A 19,026-nucleotide genomic window follows, 5' to 3' on the forward strand; every position below is an offset into this window, starting at 1 on the left:
TCGAAAGTCGTCATTCCGCCGGCGCCTCGACGGCCTCGCGCGAGCGGCCGAGCGTGAACTTGGCCAGCGTGAACGAGATCACCGCACACAGCGTGATGCCGGCCACCATCGGCAGCGGCGTACCGTCGAAGAACACGCCGGCGACGCCCATGGCGAGTGCGCCGATGGCGAAATGCAGCGTGCCCATCAGCGCCGACGCCGTGCCGGCAATCTCGCCATGTTCTTCCATGGCCAGCACCGAGGTGGTCGGGATGACCAGGCCAAGGAAGCCGTAGCCGACGAACAGCAGCGCCGCCATCACGTCGAGCCGGTCGATGCCTGTCGCCATAACCGCGAACAGCACCACCATCGTCGTCGCATAGCCGGTCACCGCGACGCGCACCACGCGCCGCAGCCCGAACCGCTCGGCCAGCAGCCCCGTCATCTGCGACATGCCGATGAAGGCAACCGCATTGATCGAGAAGAACACGCTGTAGACCGAAGGCGACAGGCCGTAATGGTCGATCAGGATAAACGACGAGCTCGACAGATAGACAAAAAAGCTCGCAATGCCGAAGCCGGCGATCGCTGTCAGGCCGAGGAAGTTACGGTCACCCATCAGGAAGCGATAGGCCGACAGCGCAGTGCCGAACGAAGACCCGGCGCGATCTTCAACCGGCCGCGTCTCCTTGAGCGATGTCGCCAGAAGGCTGGTGGCCAGCAGAGCCGCGCCCGTCACCGTCCAGAACACGGCGCGCCAGCCGAAACTCTCGATGATCACGCTGCCGGTCAGCGGCGCCAGGATCGGCGACACCGAAAACACCAGCATCAGCAAGGACATCAGCTTGGCGGCCTCATTGCCGGTGTGCAGGTCGCGCACGATGGCGCGCGGAACGGCCATGCCGGCGCTGGCGCCAAGCCCTTGCAGGAAGCGGAAAGCGATCAGCCATTCGATGGTCGGCGCCATTGCCGAACCGATGCCGCCGACCATGAACAGCGCAAGGCCGCCATAAAGCGGCAGCTTGCGGCCGACCATGTCGGAGATCGGCCCGACGACGATCTGGCCAAAACCCATCGACAGGAAGAAAATCAACAGGCTCATCTGCACGGCAGCGGTGCCGGCATGCAGATCCGCGCCGATCGAAGGCAGCGCGGGCAGATACATGTCAATGGCGAACGGGCCGATAGCGGACAACAAGCCGAGCACGACCGCGATGCGGAGGAATTTGGGACTCATGATAAAGGCTTCTTTCAAATCTGGTTGCCGCCGCCAGGCGACGTCTAACCTAGGACGTTCCATCCCGTGAGGTTCCGACACATCGAGAGCGAATTCTATTCGTCTCTTTCACGCGAAATCTCTTTATCTTGTGTCCACAAATTTAGACACTCTTGTCTAAATCGTCAATCACCTCTATATAGTTTTTTATGAAGCTGCACGTTTCTCCTGACATTTTCCCGCCACGCGGTCATGAGGCCAAGCGCCTGTCGATCGTCGACTCCGCCGCCACCGTGTTTTGCCGCGAAGGTTTCGCCGGCGCCAACATCGACCTGATTGCCGCCGAAGCCGGCGTCTCGCGGCAGACCGTCTACAACCATCATGGCGACAAGGAGAAACTGTTCGTTGCCGTTGTGCGCGATCTCACCGAACGCTGCAATGCCGGCATCTTCGCCACCATCGCCACCTTCCCCGACCAGCCCCGTGATCTCGAAGCGGACCTGATCGGCTTTGCCGTGCGCTTGAACCAGAACTGCATCTGCAACCGCGATGGAAAATTCCTGCGCAAGCTGATCCAGACCGAAGGCGAGCGCTATCCCGAACTGTTTGCCGAATGGCGCGAACAGGGACCGGGCAGGACATGGCCGGCAATCGCCGCCCGCTTCGCCCGCCTTGCCTATGGCGGCTACCTCACGATCGAGGACCCGGACGTGGCGGCACGCCAGTTCCTTGGCCTCGTCAACGCCGAACTGCAGACCACCTTCATGCTTGGCGGCTCGCCGAGCGAGGACGAGGTGCTGCAATCCGCGACCAATGGCGTGCGCACCTTCCTGCGCGCCTTCGGCAAGCGCCGCTCCGCGACCTCTGTTGAAAAGCAAAGCGCGCTCGCCAGCGCCTGAGCGATCAAATCGCTGGCAATAGTCTTCGCTTCCGCGCGAGGGTGATCTATATGCGGTTTACGCCGCGCTCAAGCTTGATTACAGCTATGCGGACGATTCAACGGAACCCGACCGCCACATGGCCGACGACCACATCCGCTACGACATTCTGGCCCAGGAGGCGTTGCGCGGCGTCATGCGCAAGGTCCTGGCCGAGGTCGCGCGCACCGGCCTCCCCGGCAACCACCACTTCTTCATCACCTTCCTGACCGGCGCGCCGGGCGTACGCGTGTCCTCGCGGCTGCGCGAGCGCTATCCCGAGCAGATGACCATCGTCATTCAGTTCCAGTATTGGGACCTGAAGGTGACCGATACCGGCTTCGAGGTTGGCCTGTCCTTCTCCGATGTGCCGGAAAAGCTCGAAATCCCGTTTTCGGCCGTGCGCGGTTTCTATGATCCCTCGGTCAATTTCGAACTCGAATTCGACGTCAAGACGGATGGCGCGGCAGCCGAGGAACCGGCTGCGCCAACTCCGGAGCCGTTGACCATCGTCTCCGAGAAAAAGCCGAAGGCCGAGAAGAAGGCCGCCGCCGAGCCGGAGAAGAAGCCCGCGGCTGCGGATGCCGCCACCAAGGGCGCCGAAGTGGTCTCGCTCGACGCCTTCCGCAAGAAATAAGCCTGCGGTTCACGCCATGGCTGATATCGTCAATCTCCGCCAGGCTCGCAAGCAGAAGGCGCGGGACGAGAAAGTGCGCGTCGCCGAACAGAACCGGGCACTGTACGGTCGCTCCAAGGCAGAGAAGCAACGCGACCGCATAGTCGCCGACAAGGCCGAAAACTTCGTCGCCGGGCACCGCCGTGAGCCATCCGGCGCCGAAGACGACCAGTGAGCTGTCACCAGTGAGCGCGGTCGAAAAGCGCTCGGTGACCATTCGTGGTCACCGCACCAGCTACTCGCTTGAAAAGCCCTTCTATGACGACCTCGTCGCGATCGCGGCGACCAGAGAGCTGACGCTCGCTGCTCTTGTCGCCGAAGTCGACGAGACGCGGCCCCGCGACACCAACCTGTCCTCGGCGTTGAGGCTCCATGTCCTCGAATGGGCGAAGCGAGGAGAGAGTATCTAAAGGCTTTCGACCACGTCTTCCTTTTTCCTGCGCCTGGTGCCGAAGCCAAGCAAGGTCGAACGTTCGCGCTCCTCGGCCTGCTTCCTGGACCGCACGCGCATCAGATCCTTCCAACCGACATAACCGACCAGTTGCAAGCCCTCACGGGTGACGACGGGCAGATGAGAGACGTTGGCCAGCAGGAGTTTGTCGGAGAGGCCTTCGAGATATTCGTCCGGATAGGCCAGCGTCACCTTGCTGCCGGCCAGCAACGCGCCAAGCGTCGTGGTGCGGTGCTTGCCGGCGCGCCGCCAACGCAATATCGCCGGCGGATCGATGAGGCCGAGCACATGCCCGTTCTCATCCACCACCGGAAAACTCGGATGCCGTGTTTCCGGCGCGGTCAGGAAGGCTGCTGCGCCATGCAGCGTCATCGTCGCCGGCACGCTTTCGACCTGTGACGTCATCACCTCCCGCACCCTGGTCAAGGCAAAGGGATCGACGCGGTATTCGCGAACCAGATGGTGTCCCCTTCTGGCGATCTTTTCGGTCAGGATCGACCGCTTCATCAGAAGCACGGTGACGGCGTGCGCCGCGGCGCAGGCCGCAATCAGCGGTACCAGCATATGTGTGTTGCCGGTCAGTTCGACGGCGAAGAACGTGGCGGTCAGCGGCGCACGCATCGTACCGCCCATCGTGGCGGCCATTGCCAGCAGCGCCCAGAAACCTGGATCCGCGGCAGGCAGAACGCCGGCGAGCACCGCGCCCATAGCCCCGCCCATGATCAACAGCGGCGCCAGCACACCTCCCGACGTTCCCGAGCCGAGCGCTACCGACCAGATGATCGCCTTGACCACCAGCAGCAGGAGTGCCGCTGTCGCGACTGTGCGGCCGTCCAGCATGTCGGTGATGTTATCATAGCCGACACCGAGCGCGTGCGGTTCGATCAGCCCGCCTATGCCGACCACCAGGCCGCCAAGCATCGGCCACCACATCCAGTGGATTGGCAGTTTCTGAAAACCGTCCTCGCAGGCATAGACCATCTGCGTCAGCAGTGCCGACAAAAGTCCTGCACAAACGCCGATCGCCACCCAGCCGGCAAGGCCGACAAAGGACACCTCCATGCCGCCCTGGAACGGAAAGATCGGCCCGGGCAGATGCAGCATGGTGCGCTCGACCTCGGCGATAACAGCCGCGACCGCCACCGGAATGAAGCTGCGCGGGGTCCATTCGAATAGCAGCAGTTCGACCGCCAGCATGATGGCGGCGATCGGTGTTCCGAACACCGTGGTCATGCCCGCTGCCGCACCAGCCACCAGCAGCGTCTTGCGCTCGTTGTCGCTGACCGGCAGCATCTGCGCGATCAGCGAGCCGATCGCGCCGCCTGTCATGATGATCGGGCCTTCGGCGCCGAACGGTCCGCCGGAGCCGATCGAGATCGCCGACGACAGCGGCTTCAGGATCGCCACCTTGGCGTCGAGTTTCGAGCGCCCGAGCAGGATCGCCTCGATGGCTTCGGGAATGCCGTGGCCGCGGATCTTCTCACTGCCGAAGCGCGCCATCAGGCCGATGATCAGCGCGCCGATCACCGGAACGATGACGGCGGCAAGCCCAAGCGGCGTGTTCTCGAGTTTCAGGTCGGCAAGCGAGAACTCGCCGAAATAGGCGATGTTGGTGGCAAGCCGGATCAGCTTCAAAAGCGCGATGCCGGCAACCAGTCCGGCTGTCGCCACCACCACGGCAATGGCGGCGACGAGCAGCACCCTGGCATCCGTGGTGAAATCGCGCAGATGCTCCGGATTGGAGTGATGGGTCTTCATGGCAGTTTGCTTCCTGGCGGCGGCGGTATGTCTGAGGTGCGGCACGGTCGAAGCGGCCAGCCGGGCCTATCGGTGGCTATCTATCGTAACACGATATAAATATTCAAGCCGGTTTCGCCCGAAATCCGTTTGAGCTTTCGCCGGAAAACGAACACATGTCGGATATGTCGCAGCCACGAGAACAACGCCCCGCCATCAGCCAGGCCGATTACCAGCGGCTATCGGAGTTTCGCTACCTGATCCGCCGGTTCCTCGAATTCAGCCAGGTCCAGGCGGAAGACGCCGGCCTGACCCCGCGCCAGCACCAGGCGCTGCTGGCGATCAAGGGATTCCCCGGCGGCGGCCCGGTGACGGTTGGCGATCTCGCCGAACGCCTGCGCATCCGCCACCACAGCGCCGTCGAACTGGTCAACCGCCTCGGCGAGGCGGGGCTGGTCACAAGGGATCAGGACAAGGACGACCACCGCCGCGTGCTGCTGCAGCTGACCGAGCGCGCCGACGATTGCCTGGCCGAGCTATCGGCGGCGCATCTCGACGAACTGTCACGCATCGAACCGATGCTGCGGCGCCTGCTCGATCGGGATGGCGGGTAGTCGTATGGCCCAAAAAGCTCAGCCTACTGTAGCGACTTCAGCAGATTGTCGATTGTGAACGGATTGGACTTCGGCTTGGCCGGCGGCGGATTGTCGTTGGCCTCCGGCAGCGGTGCCCGCTCCACCTTCGGAGCCTGCTGCGCGGCCTTGCGTTCAGCCTCGAGCTTTGCCTTTTCCTGCGAGGCGAGGCGCATCGCCTCTTCCGCCTTCCGCCGCTCCTGCTCGTCGGCCTGTGCCTTGGCCGCCTCGTCGGCCGCCTGCTGTTCGGCAGCGGCCCTGGCGTCCGCGTCGGCCTGAGCTTTGGCGTCGGCTTCGGCTTTCGCCTGGGCCTCCGCTTCGGCCTTGGCTTCGGCTTTCGCCTGGGCCTCCGCTTCGGCCTTGGCTTTGGCATCAGCCTCGGCTTTCAGCCGCGCCGCCTCCTCTTGCCTGCGCAATTCCTCGACGGCCTTGTCCCGTTCGGTCTGCAGCGCCGCGTAATAGCGTGCCTCGCGCCGCAGCCGCTGCTTTTCGAGCAGCGCGGCCTGCATCGCCTCGACGCGTTGTTGTTCCTTTTCCAGCGCGCGCTGGGTCAGGAACTGCGCCAGTGGCTCACTGTCGAACACTCGTTTGACCGCGCCGAACGGACCCTCGGCGGTGAAATTCACGACCGGCTCGGAGCCGACCAGCGCCTCGTCGCCCGGCCGGTAGGTGATCGCACCCTTGGCCGACACCGTGGCCGCGTTGAGATCCGCCGTGACGTCGGCGGACAAGGTCGCCGCCGGATTTTCCAGGCTGACCGGCGGCGCCCGCAGCGTGCCGCCGGCAATCGTGAAGGCTATGTCGGTATCGCCAGCGGCAAAGCTGCCATCAGCAGCGATGTCAGGCGCGAAGCCGGCGGTCTTGGCCGCATCGATGTCACGCCCGATCGCGTCCGCCTTGGCAAGGAACGCGGGGAACGCATCGGGATTGACGCCGGCGACCTGCAAGCTCTTCAGCGCCGCTGTGCCGGAGCCAGACAAGGCGGCGACCATCCCTTCGACCGATTTGCCGCTGCTTGACAGCGCCGTCGAGAAATCGCCGATGCCGCTGATGCCGGCATCAGGCAGCACGGTCGTCAGATCGGCACCCGCCAGTTTCATCTGGCCAGTGAACAGCCCGGTCCCGTCATTGTTCTTCAGCTCGAACAGGCCGGTGAGCGCCCCACCAAGCAATTTCGCCTTGAGATCCGAAACGCGGATGCCTTCCTGGTCGAGCTTGAGCGAAAAAGCGGCGTCATAGGCCGTGGCGAACCGCCCAACGGCAAGTGCTGCCGTCGTCAGGTCGAGGTCGGCGGTGAACGGCAGGCTGGATTTCTCGCTGAATGGTGTCGCCGGCCACACGCCACCCTTGCCTGCCCCATCCTTGCCTGCCCCGTCCTTGTCGGCCCCGTTCTTGTCAGCAAGAAAGGCGGAATCGCCGAACAGCGCCACCGCCATCGGATCGAGATCGAGTTCGTCGAGCGCCAGCGCCCCGGCCAGATGCGGCACGCCGTCCTTGCCGTCGACCCCCTCCTTTACATCGATATTGACGTCGCCTGACACCGCCGCTTCGTTGATGGCACCGGTGAGCTCGTCCAGCACCAGCAGACCGTTGCCATAGTCGCCCTGCGCGGCGAGCGATGTCGACATCCCCGCGCCCATGCCGGGCAGGCCGATGCCTGACGTCATCAGCCATGGCTCGATGTCGGCGGCGTCGAGGCTGAGCTTGCCCTTGGCGGCGAGGCCTTGCGGCGTGTCGGCGATCGTCCCCTCGAAACCGGCCTTGAAGTCATTGCCGGCAAGACTGAAATTCGTCGCCAGGCCGCCGCCAAACGTGCCCTTGGCTTGAATGTCGGTGCTTGCCTCGCCCAGCATGCCAAGCGGCAGCGCCGGCAGGCCGTAGAGCGCCAGCAGCGCGGTGGCGTCAGGGTTCTTGGCGTTGAAGGTCAGCGCCACCGGCGCTTCGAGAAGCTTGTCCACCGCCCCCTTCCCCGACAGCGACGCCGAAAAGGCCGAGCCGCCGGCCCTGCCTTGCCCGCTCACCGCAAGGCCCGTGGTGCCGTCGCCATTGTCGGCCGCACTCGCCACCAGGTCGATGCGCGCATCCTGGAACAGCTCGGGATAGGCAGCAGCACGGCTCGCCAGTCCCTTGAGCACGGCGCTGTCGGGATAGTGCTGGGCGGCGACGTCGATCAGCGGCTTCAGGTCGACGGCAACCACCGACGCATCGAGCTTGCCGGTTGGGCTCGCCGGGAAATCCTTGATCCGGCCGGTAGCGCTGATCGAGGCGCCGGCCAGCCCGCCCACCGACAGCCGGTCGATTTCGAGCAGCCCGTCGCGCAGCCTGAGCGCGGTGTCGACCGTGTCGGCCGTCAACCCTCCGGCATTGACCGGCCCTGCCTTGATCTGGAAATCGAGGTCGCGGTCGGCAAAGCGATTGGCGCCCTTGTCGCTGACGAAGATCGAGGCGAAGGCCGCCAGCCCATCGACATCGAGCTCGCCGCCTTCGAGCCGCATCAGCACTGACGGCTTGGCATCGTCGGGCTGGCTGGAATCGATGCGGCCGGAAAACTTCGCTTTGCCCAGGATCAGTTCAAGATCGCTGAAGGCCTGGCGCTTCTGCGAGAGGTCGACCTTGGCCTTGAAGCCGGCGGCCGGCAGACGGCGGATCGCCTCGTCGACATCCTTCGACAGCCAGGCGGCAAAGCCGGAGGGTTGCGCCACGGCCAGCAGCAGCGAGCCGTTGAAGCCGAAGTGACCCTCCAAATTGAGCACGAGCATGCCATCGGCTTCCAGCGTGGTGCGGCCTGGCAAGGTCGCGGCAAGCGATTTCACCGACCAGCCGCCATCGACCGGCTCGGCGGAAAGATGGACGTCGCGCACCGTGGTGTCGCCGACAACCACCGCCGGCAGCTTGACCTCGACAGTGCCGGGAATGGTCGGCTTCGGCATATCGAGCAGCGCTTGCTCAAATGCCGCGATGCGCTGATCCAGCGTCAGGCCGGCGCCGGCTTCGGCGCCCACCGCCTCGTCGAACTGCACCTGCGCGCCATTGGCCTCGATGGCGAAACTCGGTTTCAGCCCGAGATCGACAGAAGCCTTGCCATCGGCGGTGTAGGGTTTGTCGAGCGGCCCGGTCTCGAAGCGGAACTCGTCGACGCCCAATTTCTGGTGGTCGAGCGAGAACTTGCCGTTCAGCCGAAAGCCCGGATCGGGCTTGCCGGCGCTAACCTTCACCGTCTCGCCATCGGTGCCGCGCAACTCGGCGCTGTTCTTGTCGGCACCATTCTTGTCCGGATTTGAGATCTTGAACTGGCCGGAATAGACGGCAGCCCCATTGACGATGCCGGCATTGCCGTCCGTCTCGATGACCAGCGGGTAGGCGTCCGGGCCGGCCTTCAGCCGCAGCCGCATCTGCCCGGTGCCTTCCGCCTTGCCGGTGGACGCCGCGACCGTGGTGCGCAACCCGTCCAGCCGCAGCGTGCCGTCCATGCGCCACGGGCCGGCCAGCGATTTCGCCGAGATGGTCGAATTGATCTCGGAAAACAGGTGGCTGCGCCCGCCTGCGGCATGGCGCACTTCGATCTGCCCTTCCGTGACAGTCAGCTTCTCGATCGATATCTGGTTGAGGTCGAAGGGCGAGGACGGCCGCATCGCCCAGTCGACCGTGCCGTCATTTGCAATATCTATGGTCGCTTTCGGCCGCACCAGCCGCATGTCGAAGATCAGCACTTCGCCGCGCAGGAAGGGCGCCAGTTCCGCATCCATCGAAAACGTCTCGACGGTCATGGCCGGCTGGCCATTGGGGCCACCGGCGACCGCGACATTCGAGAAAGTCACCGAAGGGAACGGCAACAGCCTTGCCGTGGCGTCGCCCTGCACCGTCACCTTGCGGCCGAGAATGGCGCTCGCCTCGCGCTCGAATTGGGCGCGGTAGCCGGTCCAGTCGATAAAATACGGCACCACCAGCGCCGCACACAGCACCAGCACAAAAAGGCCACCGAAGATCACGAACAGGCGTGCGAGCATCAGCTCCGAACGGGTTGATTGAAATTCTGCCGCACTCTACCCGCATCCGCGTGTCGATAAAGAGGCAATTCATCCGGTGTTGCGCGATCTCCGGCGATCTGAAACAAATCCCGGCAAAGCGGAGAAATTCGGATGTCTGGGAAGAACTGGGATCGCGTGCCGATCGATGCGCAGAGCGTCGATGCTCCGCTGTCGCTTTCGGCGGTCTTTCTTGTCGTCACCGTCGCCAGCGAGCAGAGCGCGCTCGCCACGGTTGCCTCCGTGCTTGGTGGGCTCGACGATCTCGTCAAAACCGTCGGGTTCCGCGATCTCTCCGGGCGGCTTTCATGCATTGCCGGCATCGGCCGCGTTCTCTGGGATCGTCTTTCTCCAGATCGGCGGCCGCTGGAACTGAAACCGTTCGCGCCGATCAAGGGAGCCGTTCATTCGGCGCCTTCGACCGCCGGCGATCTCCTCTTCCACATCCGCTCCGAACGCCCCGATATGTGCTTCGAGTTCGAGCGCATCCTGCTCGACAATCTCGGAGACACCGTGAGGGTCGTCGACGAGGTTTCCGGCTTTCGCTATTTCGATGCCCGCGACCTGCTCGGCTTCGTCGACGGCACCGCCAACCCGACCGGCCTCGACCTGCCGGCCTCGGCGCTCGTCGGTGAGGAAGACGCCGATTTCGCCGGCGGCAGCTATGTCGTCGTCCAGAAATATCTGCACGATCTCCAGGCCTGGGCGCGCATTCCCACGCCCGAGCAGGAAGCGATCATCGGCCGCACCAAGATCGACAACATCGAAATCGACGATGACGACGCGCCGCGCAAATCACACAAGTCGCTGGCCACCATCGAGGATGCCGATGGCAACGAGTACGACATTTTGCGCGACAACATGCCGTTCGGCAGGCCCGGACAGAACGAGTTCGGCACCTACTTCATCGGCTATAGCAAGTATCTCTGGGTGATCGAGAAGATGCTGCAGCGCATGTATATCGGCGAGCCGCCGGGCGCCTACGACCGGCTGCTCGACTTCTCCACGCCGCACACCGGCACTACATTCTTCGCGCCAACCCGCCCGATGCTGCAGGCCCTTGTCGAGGGCGCACAGGACAAGCAGGCCCAACGGGCCCTTAGTCCATCCCCGGCAATATCTTGCCCGGGTTCATGATATCGAGCGGATCCAGCGCCTTCTTGATGGTGCGCATGATGTCGACGCCGTGGCCGAGTTCGTGGCGCAGGAAGCCGATCTTGCCCTGGCCGATGCCGTGCTCGCCGGTGCAGGTGCCGTCCATGGCGATCGCGCGCATGTTGAGCCGCGCGACGAACTTTTCGGACAGCGCGATCTCCTTGGGATCGTTCACATCCATCAGCACCAGCACGTGAAAATTGCCGTCGCCGGCGTGGCCGACGATCGGCGCGATCAGACCCATCTCGGCTATGTCGGCTTCGGTCTCCATGACGCATTCGGCGAAGCGCGAGATCGGCACGCAGACATCGGTCGACAGCCCCTTGGCGCCCGGCCGCAGCGTCAGCGACGACCAGTAGGCGTCGTGCCTGGCCTTCCACAATTTCGTCCGTTCCTCGGCAACGCTGGTCCACAGGAACGGTCCGCCGCCATTCTCTTCCGCGATCATGCCAAAGGTCTCGGCCTGTTCGGCAACCCCGGCATCGCTGCCGTGAAACTCGACGAACAGGCACGGGCTTTCGGGATAGTCGAGCCTGGAATAATTCTTCATCGCCCGCATCTGCAACGCGTTGACTAGTTCGATGCGCGCCACCGGAATCCCCATCTGGATCGTCGCGATGACCGCGTTGCAGGCCGCCTCAACGCTTGGAAAGGGGCAGACGCCGCCTGAAATCGCCTGCGGGATGCCTTGCAGCTTCAAGGTCAGCGAGGTGATGATGCCGAGCGTGCCTTCCGAGCCGACCAGAAGCCGCGTCAGATCATAGCCGGCCGAGCTCTTTTTCGCGCGCTTGCCGGTCGTCACCGTTTCGCCGTCGGCCATCACGGCCGTCAGTGACAGCACGTTCTCGCGCATCGTGCCGTAGCGCACCGCATTGGTGCCTGAGGCCCGTGTCGCGGCCATACCGCCGAGCGAGGCATTGGCGCCCGGATCGATCGGAAAGAACAGGCCGGTGTCGCGCAGATGCCGGTTAAGGTCCTCGCGCGTCACGCCCGGCTCGACCGTGCAGTCGAGATCTTGCGGATTGACCGCCAGGATACGGTTCATGCGCGATGTGTCGACCGATATGCCGCCGCCCGGCGCGTTGGTGTGGCCTTCCAGCGAGGAGCCGACGCCGAAGGCGATCACCGGCACGCGGTGCGCGGCACAGGCCCGCACGATCTCCTGCACCTCGGCGGTCGTCTCGGGAAAGGCGACGCCATCCGGCGCCTGCGTCGGAATATAGGTGGTGGTGTGAGCGTGCTGCGAGCGGATAGCCTGGCCGGTCTGGAAACGCTCGCCAAGCTGTTGCTTGAGGATGCCGAGCACGGCGGCGATGCCTTCCTCGTTGCGTTCGACCGGGTTGAGGTCGCTCAGAGCCATGAATTCCTCCGCGAATGGACCAGCGTCCACGCTTGTTATGCAGCTATGGATGCCTAAAGCAATTCCAGGAAAAGTGTGAAGCGGTTTTCCGTCCGGAATTGCGTCAGAATGAAAAACACTCCGGAGCCACGCTCTGTCCAGCGCCAGAACAAGGAAGTTTCGATGCTCATCCCCACTCCGTTCGTCTCAAAACCCATGGACATCGAGAAGGACTGGATCGATTACAACGGCCATCTCAACATGGCCTATTACAACGTGCTGTTCGACCGCTGCTCGGACGACGCCTTCGAGGCAATGGGCATGGGACCGAACTATGCCAGGGATCGCCGCCTCACCATCTACACGGCCGAAGTCCATGTCTGCTACGTGCAGGAACTGCACCTCGAGCACCAGGTCACGGTCTCCTTCCAGCTTATCGACCACGACGACAAGCGGCTGCGGGCCTATCAGGAAATCCGCCATGTCGACGGCTGGCTGGCCGCGACTTCCGAATCGCTGTCGCTGCATGTCGACATGTCCGGGCCGAAGGTGGCGCCCTTCCCCGCCGATGTGCTGGCCAGGGTCGAAGCCATGCGCGCCGCCCATTCGGCACTGCCGATGCCGGAACGAGCCGGCCGCTCGATCGGCATCAAACGCAAATAGGGCGAAGCCGACACGTCTCGTTCCCGGCTTCAAAGCCACACCGGCAATCTAAAATCGCAGAACCCTCCCATCGGCCGGCGGCGGCGCTTGAAGCGGCGCGGCGCCCACGTTAACCTTACCAAGGTTTTAACGGGAACAAGCCATTTGGGCCGTTGCGCGACTCAGCGGGTCGGTCGAAAACGATCCGCATCGAGGTAGCGACACGGGCGGCGCGGCGCCGGTTCGAGGAAAGTGCATGAAAACCGACATCAAGGTCGAGGTGGACAGGCTGGCTGCCGATCCGCGCATCACCGACTACGATTTCTGGCGCTCGCTCAAGAACGTCAACAACGAGATCTTCCACATCGCCAACAACAACGAGCCGATCCCGTTCGACATGATCCGCTGGCGCGCCATCCTGAAGCAGGCGCGCATGAAGCGCGGCCACGCATAGGTCTCCTCCCTGTAGTCAAGCCTGGCGCCTCAACGCCGCCAGGGCCGAGCGTGCCACCACCGGCGACGACTGGATAATAGCCGTGTTGGTCATCGCGTAGGGGATGATGCGGTCGATCACACGCTCAAGGTCGGCCACCGAGCCGACATGCGCCAGTGCGACGAAACAATCCTCTCCGGTCACCCGGTCGCATTGCACGATCTCCGGCAGTTCGCGGATGATCTCGGCCACGACGGCCAGTTGCCCCGGCACCGGCCGGATGCGCAGCCATGCCGACAGCGGCAGGCCGAGTGCCGCCGGGTTGATCCTGACCGAATAGGCCTGGATGACGCCACTTTCCTGCAGCCGCTTGATGCGCTCTGTCACGCTCGGCGCCGACAGGCCGACCGAGCGTGCCAGCTCCGCCGTGCTGGTGCGCGCGTCCTTTTCCAGCAGACGCAGGATCTTCATATCCGCGGCATCGAGGTCGGCACTTTCAATTCGAAGGCGCTTCATGGAAAACTCCTTGCTTCCGGGACAAAGATAGCAGACAGAGCCCAATCATCACCCATATAAACAGGCAAATCCGCCTGCGATACTGATCCGGTGGATGATCAAACGCAAGCTCTCGCCGCGGCCCCTGCCCTCGGCAACTCCACCCTGGGCAGGCTGACGGAAAAACTGCCGCCGCATGTCTGGTTCGGCGTCAGCGCCGTCTTCCACTATCTCGGGCCGGCATTCGCCGTGCTGCTTTTCCCGCATGTCGGCGTGCTCGGCATGGCGTGGCTGCGCATCGCCACGGCAGCACTCGTCTTCACACCGCTGACCCGTCCATGGCGCAGCTTCGCCCGCGCCGATCGCTCGACGCGGCTGCTGTTGCTGGCCTTCGGCGCCTGTCTGGCGGTGATGAACTGTTCGTTCTACCTGGCGCTCGACCGCCTGCCGATCTCGCTGGTGGCGGCGATCGAATTCGTCGGCACCATCGGCGTCGCGGTGGTCGGCCTCAGGAGCCCGCGCAATCTTGCCGCCCTTGCCGTCGCCGTGACCGGCACCTTGCTGCTCATCGACGTCAGATGGTCCGATGATCCCATCGGGCTGTTCTGGGCTTTCCTCAACGGCGCGCTGTTCGTCGGCTACATCGTGCTCGGCCACCGCGTCGCCGCTTCAGGTGCAGGCGGAGGCATCGCCGGCCTGGGTGCAGCCATGGCGATCGCCTTCATCGTCGTTCTGCCGATCGGCCTCACCGACGCCCTGCCCGCCTTTTTCTCACCATTGCTTCTGCTCGCCGCCATCGGCGTCGGCATCTGTTCTTCGGTCATTCCTTACATCTGCGACCAGCTCGCCATGTCGCGGCTGCCGCGCGCGAGCTTCGCGCTGATGCTGTCGCTGCTGCCGGTCACCGCAACACTGATCGGCGTCATCGTGCTGCATCAGATTCCAAGTTTTAACGATTGCCTCGGCATTGCGCTGGTGGTCGCAGGCGTCGCCTTCCACAAGCCGGCGAACACGGATTAGACGGAGGCCCCTAGGCCAATTTCTGCTTGAGGAAGGCGATCGTTCTGCCCCAGGCCAGGTCGGCAGCCTTCTTGTCATAGCGCGCTGCCGACGTGTCGTTGTTGAAGGCATGGTTGGCGCCTTCATAGACATAGACCGTGTATTCGACATGCGCCGCGTCGAGTTCCTTCTTGAAGGCGTCGATGCCGGCATTGATACGCTCGTCCAGTCCGCCATAGTGCAGCAGCAAGGCCGCCTTGATCTTGGAGACATCGGCGGCCTTCGGCTGCATGCCGTAATAAGCAACGCCGGCACTGAGATCGGGCGCGTTGACGGCCAGCATGTTGACCGTGCCGCCACCCCAGCAGAAGCCGATAGCGCCGACCTTGCCGTTGCCGTCCTTGTCGCTCTTGAGGAAAGCGACGGTCGCAACACCGTCCGCGATGGTCTGCGCCGGATCGAGCTTGGCGAACATGTCGCGCGCCTTGTCTTCGTCGGCTGGCGTGCCGCCGAGCGACGACAGGAAATCCGGCGCCAGCGCCACGAACCCTTCCAGCGCCACGCGCCGCGCCACGTCGCGGATATGCGGGTTGAGCCCCCTGTTCTCATGCACGACGATCACAGTACCGAGCCTGCCCGCCTGGTCCGCCGGCTTGACCAGATAGCCCTTCATCTCGCCACTGCTGCCGGGATAGCTGATGTCCTCGCCCTTCACCCGCGGATCGTTGTCGGCGACAACAGCCGCTTGCGCCGAATTTGCCGCCAGAAGCGGCGCGATCGCGACCGCCGCCGCACCCGATCCGGCAAGCCGGGTCAACTGCTCCATGAACCGGCGGCGATCGAGCGTCAGATGCGTGTATTCGTCATAGGCATCGATCATCGCCTGGGTGATGGCGGGCTTGGCGTCGGGTTTCGTCATGAATGAGTTCCTCTGCTCGGGCTTCAATTCCCCAGCGACATAGGGACCAAGCCGGCATGATCCAGTCGAGCACCCATCGCGGCCGTCGATCGCTTCAGGGTGTATGCAGCCAGCCGCGCCCGGGCAGTAAAGCCGGCGCCATGCGCGGCCGTGTCATCACTTTTTGGTCATTGGCGATAAATCCTGCTGGCGCTGCCACAATAGTGAGGGAAGGTGGCTATCGACGGTATCTTGCCGCGTGCCTACACGTCAGACCCAGAAGGAAGCAAGACCATGACCATGCCTTCTCCGATGCTCGCCAGCGCGCTCGTCCTTGCGGCGGGTGCCGCTTTGGCCCTACGCTCGATGGTTGTGAATGCAGGCAGACGATCGTTGATCAGGGTCCGCACTGAGCGGAACCGCAACATGAAAACCCAGGGTTGAGGTGACGCCATGAACGTCCAGGACATCGTCAACACCGTTTCGCAGAAGGCGGGCCTCGACCAGGCGACGACGGAGAAAGTCGTCGGCACCATCTTCTCGGTGCTCGAACACGAGGCGGAAGGCACAAGCGCCTCGGCGTTCTTCGCCAAGATCCCCGGCGCCGACGACCTCGCCCATCAATATGACGTGATGGCCGCCGCTCCGGCCGGCGGTGGCGGTTTTCTGTCGTCGTTGCAGGGCGCGCTTGGCGGCGTTCTCGGCGAGAAGGCCGGCGCGCTGATCAACGGCATCGCCGCGCTCAAGGCATCCGGGCTCGACATGGCGCAGATCCAGAAGGCCGGCGAGACGCTGATCCAGCAGGCCGAAGCCGCCGCCGGTCCCGAGCTGACCAACAAGGTGCTCGGCTCGGTGCCCAGCCTGAGGGGCCATCTGGGGATTGGCTGATCGACAACGGCCGATCGGAAGATTTGCCGCCCCTCATTGCCCAGTCGCGCACTTTTCCCCGTCGCTATACGGGGAAAAGATACCGGCACAGATGATGGGCGGCGCGACCTCTGAAAGATCGGGTTACCCTGTCGCCCCTACTTCGGCAGCGCGTAGGCCATCACATAATCCCCAGGCTTGGTGCCGACCGAACCGTGGCCGCCGGCGACGATGACCACGAACTGGCGGCCGTCGGCGACCGTATAGGTCATCGGCGTCGATTGCCCGCCGGCCGGCAGCCGCGCCTGCCACAGCTGCTTGCCCGACGTCAGGTCGTAGGCGCGCAGATAGTCGTCGACCGCGGCCCCCAAGAAGGCGACGCCGCCAGCCGTGATCATCGGCCCGCCGATGCCCGGCACCCCGACTTTCAGCGGCAGCGGCAGCGGCGTCATATCGTAGACGGTGCCGTTGCGGTGCTTGTAGGCGATCTTGCCGGTCCTGAGATCGGCACCGGCGACATAGCCCCAGGGCGGCGCCTGGCAAGGAATGCCGAGCGGCGACAGGAACGGTCCCATCACCACCGCATAGGGCGCGCCCTCGTTGCGGTTCAGCCCCTGCTCGCTGCCGCGCCCTTCGTCCGGCGGCGGCACCTGATCGCGCGGGATCAACTGCGACTTGAACGCCAGATAGGTCGGCATGCCGAACAGCACCTGCCGGACCGGATCGACGGCGACGCCACCCCAGTTGAAGGTGCCGAAATTGCCGGGATAGATCAGCGAGCCCTGGACGGAAGGCGGCGTATAGCGCCCCTCATAGCGCAGGCCCTGGAATTCGATCCGGCAGGCCAACTGGTCGAACATGGTGAGGCCCCACATGTCGGCGCCGGTCAGCGGCTTCGGCATGAAGGTGAGATCGGAGACCGGCTGCGTCGGCGATGTGTGGTCGCCTTCGATCGCACCGCCGGGCGCCGGCACTTCGTTGACCGCAATGACCGGCTCGCCGGTGCGGCGGTCGAGCACATAGAGGTCGCCCTGCTTGGTCGGTCCCACCAGCGCCGGCACCACCGTGCCGTCGGGTTTGGTGATGTCGATCAGGCTCGGCTGCGCCGGCACGTCCATGTCCCAGAGATCGTGGTGCACGGTCTGCCGCACCCATCGCACCTGACCGGTGTTGAGGTCGAGCGCGGTGATCGACGACGAGAACTTCTCGACATTGGCGCTGCGCCCGGCGCCGAGCTGGTCCGGCGTCTGGTTGCCGAGCGGCACGTAGAGCAGGCCGAGCTTCTCGTCGGCGCTCGGCGTCGACCACATGTTGGGCGAGTTGGCGGTATAGGTCTGGCCGGCCGGCAGCGGCGTCGTCTGGTCCGGATTGCCGGAATCCCAGTTCCACACCAGCGCGCCGGTGGCAGCGTCGTAGGCGCGGATGACGCCGGACGGCTCCTGCGTCGAATAATTGTCGTTGACCGCGCCGCCGATGATGATCTTGCCGCCTGAGATCAGCGGTGCCGAGGTCGAGTAATAATAGCCCGACTTCGGATAGGGCATGTTGGTCAGAAGGTTCAGCGTGCCGCCCTCGGCGAAAGCCGGGCAGACCTGCCCGTTGGCGGCGTCGAGTGCGATCAGCCGCGCGTCCGAGGTCGGCAGGTAGACGCGGGTCGCACAGGGCTGCCCGGCGGCGCCGGCGGCATCGGCGTAATAGGCCACGCCGCGGCAGGTCTGGTGCTGGCGGTCCTTGTCGAGCTTGACCTTGGGATCGAAGCGCCATTTCTCCTTGCCGCTCGCGGCGTCGATGGCGATGGCGAAATTATGCGGCGTGCAGATGTAGAGCGTGTCGCCGATCTTCAGCGGCGTCACCTGATAGGTGGTCTCGCCGACATCGTCCGGTCCCTTCACGTCGCCGGTCCGGTAGGTCCAGGCAGGCTCCAGCTTGGCGACATTGTCTGATGTGATCTGGTCGAGCGGCGAATAGCGCTGGCCGAACTGCGTGCGGCCGTAATAGTGCCATTCGCCGGCCGGCACATCATTACCGAGATTGGCGTTGGCAACCACCTTGTCGGTGCCGAGTTCGCCGGCAATGTCCTTCGGATCTGAAGTCATCGAATAACCGGCGACGGCCAGTGATGCCAGCACGGCAAGGATCAGCGGCGCGCGTGCGTCAGGGCCGACAAGACCCCGCCTCGCCCACGGCGTCAGCAGCCACAAAGCGAGAAGCACGATGATGCCGCCGCGAGGCCCGAGTTCCCACCAGTCGAAGCCGGTTTCCCAGACCGCCCAGGCCAACGTGCCGAGCACGATCGCCGCGTAGAGCCACAGTGCGGTGGACCGGCGCCGGTAGAGCAGCCAGGCGGCGATCAGGAAGGCAAGGCCGGCAACGACATAGTACCAGCTGCCGCCCAGCATCGCCAGGCGGATGCCGCCGCCGCCGAGTGCCAGGCCGATGAGGAAAAGAATGAGGGAGGTGATGGTGACAGCCAAGATGATACTCCTTCGACTGTTGCGCTTCGCGGCTTCGACTGTTGCGCTTCGCGGCGCGGCCATGGCAACCCGGCATTGCGTGGCTGCCCGA

General features: G+C 64.3%; 17 protein-coding genes. 10 read left to right on the forward strand and 7 right to left on the reverse strand.

The genetic code is table 11. The features are described 5' to 3' along the window. Positions 1-10: 10 nt before the first annotated feature. Positions 11-1,216: a multidrug effflux MFS transporter gene (locus tag LB558_RS12875; RefSeq protein WP_224697888.1), complete on the reverse strand. Its 1,206-nt coding sequence runs from the start codon at positions 1,214-1,216 to the stop codon at positions 11-13. A gap of 188 nt (positions 1,217-1,404) precedes the next feature. On the opposite strand from LB558_RS12875, the gene LB558_RS12880 reads away from it, so the two are divergent. From LB558_RS12880 to LB558_RS12895, 4 genes are all read left to right on the forward strand, one after another. Then, positions 1,405-2,094, forward strand: coding sequence for a TetR/AcrR family transcriptional regulator (locus LB558_RS12880; protein ID WP_224697889.1), 690 nt, complete (start codon positions 1,405-1,407; stop codon positions 2,092-2,094). Between the two features lie 118 nt (positions 2,095-2,212). Next, on the forward strand, positions 2,213-2,749 hold the full coding sequence (locus LB558_RS12885; protein ID WP_127260258.1) for an SspB family protein: 537 nt from the start codon (positions 2,213-2,215) through the stop codon (positions 2,747-2,749). Positions 2,750-2,765: 16 nt separating this feature from the next. Then, entirely contained in the window at positions 2,766-2,963 is a 198-nt protein-coding gene (locus tag LB558_RS12890; protein ID WP_127260259.1) for a DUF4169 family protein, read from the forward strand. A 10-nt stretch (positions 2,964-2,973) separates the two neighbouring features. Then, positions 2,974-3,198 (forward strand): ribbon-helix-helix domain-containing protein, encoded by a 225-nt coding sequence (locus LB558_RS12895; protein WP_224697890.1) that lies wholly within the window; start codon positions 2,974-2,976, stop codon positions 3,196-3,198. Here the strand turns inward: LB558_RS12895 and LB558_RS12900 are convergent. Then, the gene (locus LB558_RS12900) at positions 3,195-4,997 is read right to left on the reverse strand and encodes a chloride channel protein (protein ID WP_224697891.1); all 1,803 of its coding nucleotides are present in this window, start codon (positions 4,995-4,997) and stop codon (positions 3,195-3,197) included. The two genes, LB558_RS12895 and LB558_RS12900, sit on opposite strands and share 4 nt — an antisense overlap. Before the next feature lie 155 nt (positions 4,998-5,152). Here LB558_RS12900 and LB558_RS12905 point away from each other — a divergent pair, with 155 nt between their 5' ends. After that, complete coding sequence (locus tag LB558_RS12905; RefSeq protein ID WP_224697892.1) at positions 5,153-5,590, forward strand: MarR family winged helix-turn-helix transcriptional regulator; 438 nt, start codon at positions 5,153-5,155, stop codon at positions 5,588-5,590. Positions 5,591-5,613: 23 nt separating this feature from the next. Here LB558_RS12905 and LB558_RS12910 read toward each other — a convergent pair whose 3' ends face one another. Then, complete coding sequence (locus LB558_RS12910) at positions 5,614-9,615, reverse strand: AsmA family protein (protein ID WP_224697893.1); 4,002 nt, start codon at positions 9,613-9,615, stop codon at positions 5,614-5,616. A 132-nt stretch (positions 9,616-9,747) separates the two neighbouring features. Between LB558_RS12910 and LB558_RS12915 the strand changes: the two genes are divergently transcribed. Then, positions 9,748-10,770 (forward strand): Dyp-type peroxidase, encoded by a 1,023-nt coding sequence (locus LB558_RS12915; RefSeq protein WP_224697894.1) that lies wholly within the window; start codon positions 9,748-9,750, stop codon positions 10,768-10,770. On the opposite strand, the gene LB558_RS12920 is transcribed toward LB558_RS12915, so the two are convergent. Beyond that, positions 10,733-12,148 carry an FAD-binding oxidoreductase gene (locus LB558_RS12920; RefSeq protein WP_224697895.1) on the reverse strand — a complete coding sequence of 472 codons (1,416 nt, stop codon included), beginning with the start codon at positions 12,146-12,148 and terminating at the stop codon, positions 10,733-10,735. The two genes, LB558_RS12915 and LB558_RS12920, sit on opposite strands and share 38 nt — an antisense overlap. Positions 12,149-12,310: 162 nt before the next feature. Here LB558_RS12920 and LB558_RS12925 point away from each other — a divergent pair, with 162 nt between their 5' ends. Both LB558_RS12925 and LB558_RS12930 read left to right on the forward strand, forming a co-directional pair. Then, a complete protein-coding gene (locus tag LB558_RS12925; RefSeq protein ID WP_224697896.1) occupies positions 12,311-12,790 on the forward strand; it encodes a thioesterase family protein in 480 nt (159 codons plus the stop codon). Between the two features lie 235 nt (positions 12,791-13,025). Further along, positions 13,026-13,223, forward strand: a complete 198-nt coding sequence (locus LB558_RS12930) for a hypothetical protein (RefSeq protein ID WP_013531006.1) — start codon at positions 13,026-13,028, stop codon at positions 13,221-13,223. 15 nt (positions 13,224-13,238) lie between these two features. Here the strand turns inward: LB558_RS12930 and LB558_RS12935 are convergent, their stop codons facing one another. Continuing rightward, entirely contained in the window at positions 13,239-13,718 is a 480-nt protein-coding gene (locus tag LB558_RS12935) for an Lrp/AsnC family transcriptional regulator (RefSeq protein WP_224697897.1), read from the reverse strand. 90 nt (positions 13,719-13,808) lie between these two features. Here LB558_RS12935 and LB558_RS12940 point away from each other — a divergent pair, with 90 nt between their 5' ends. Further along, a complete protein-coding gene (locus tag LB558_RS12940) occupies positions 13,809-14,717 on the forward strand; it encodes an EamA family transporter (protein ID WP_224697898.1) in 909 nt (302 codons plus the stop codon). Positions 14,718-14,727: 10 nt separating this feature from the next. Here the strand turns inward: LB558_RS12940 and LB558_RS12945 are convergent, their stop codons facing one another. Then, positions 14,728-15,615, reverse strand: a complete 888-nt coding sequence (locus tag LB558_RS12945) for a dienelactone hydrolase family protein (protein ID WP_224697899.1) — start codon at positions 15,613-15,615, stop codon at positions 14,728-14,730. Positions 15,616-16,047: 432 nt separating this feature from the next. On the opposite strand from LB558_RS12945, the gene LB558_RS12950 reads away from it, so the two are divergent. Further along, the gene (locus LB558_RS12950; RefSeq protein ID WP_224697900.1) at positions 16,048-16,482 is read left to right on the forward strand and encodes a hypothetical protein; all 435 of its coding nucleotides are present in this window, start codon (positions 16,048-16,050) and stop codon (positions 16,480-16,482) included. 137 nt (positions 16,483-16,619) lie between these two features. Here LB558_RS12950 and LB558_RS12955 read toward each other — a convergent pair whose 3' ends face one another. Continuing rightward, the gene (locus LB558_RS12955) at positions 16,620-18,935 is read right to left on the reverse strand and encodes a glucose/quinate/shikimate family membrane-bound PQQ-dependent dehydrogenase (protein WP_224697901.1); all 2,316 of its coding nucleotides are present in this window, start codon (positions 18,933-18,935) and stop codon (positions 16,620-16,622) included. Positions 18,936-19,026 lie beyond the last annotated feature (91 nt).

The organism is Mesorhizobium sp. CO1-1-8, assembly GCF_020164875.1.
GTDB lineage: Bacteria > Pseudomonadota > Alphaproteobacteria > Rhizobiales > Rhizobiaceae > Mesorhizobium.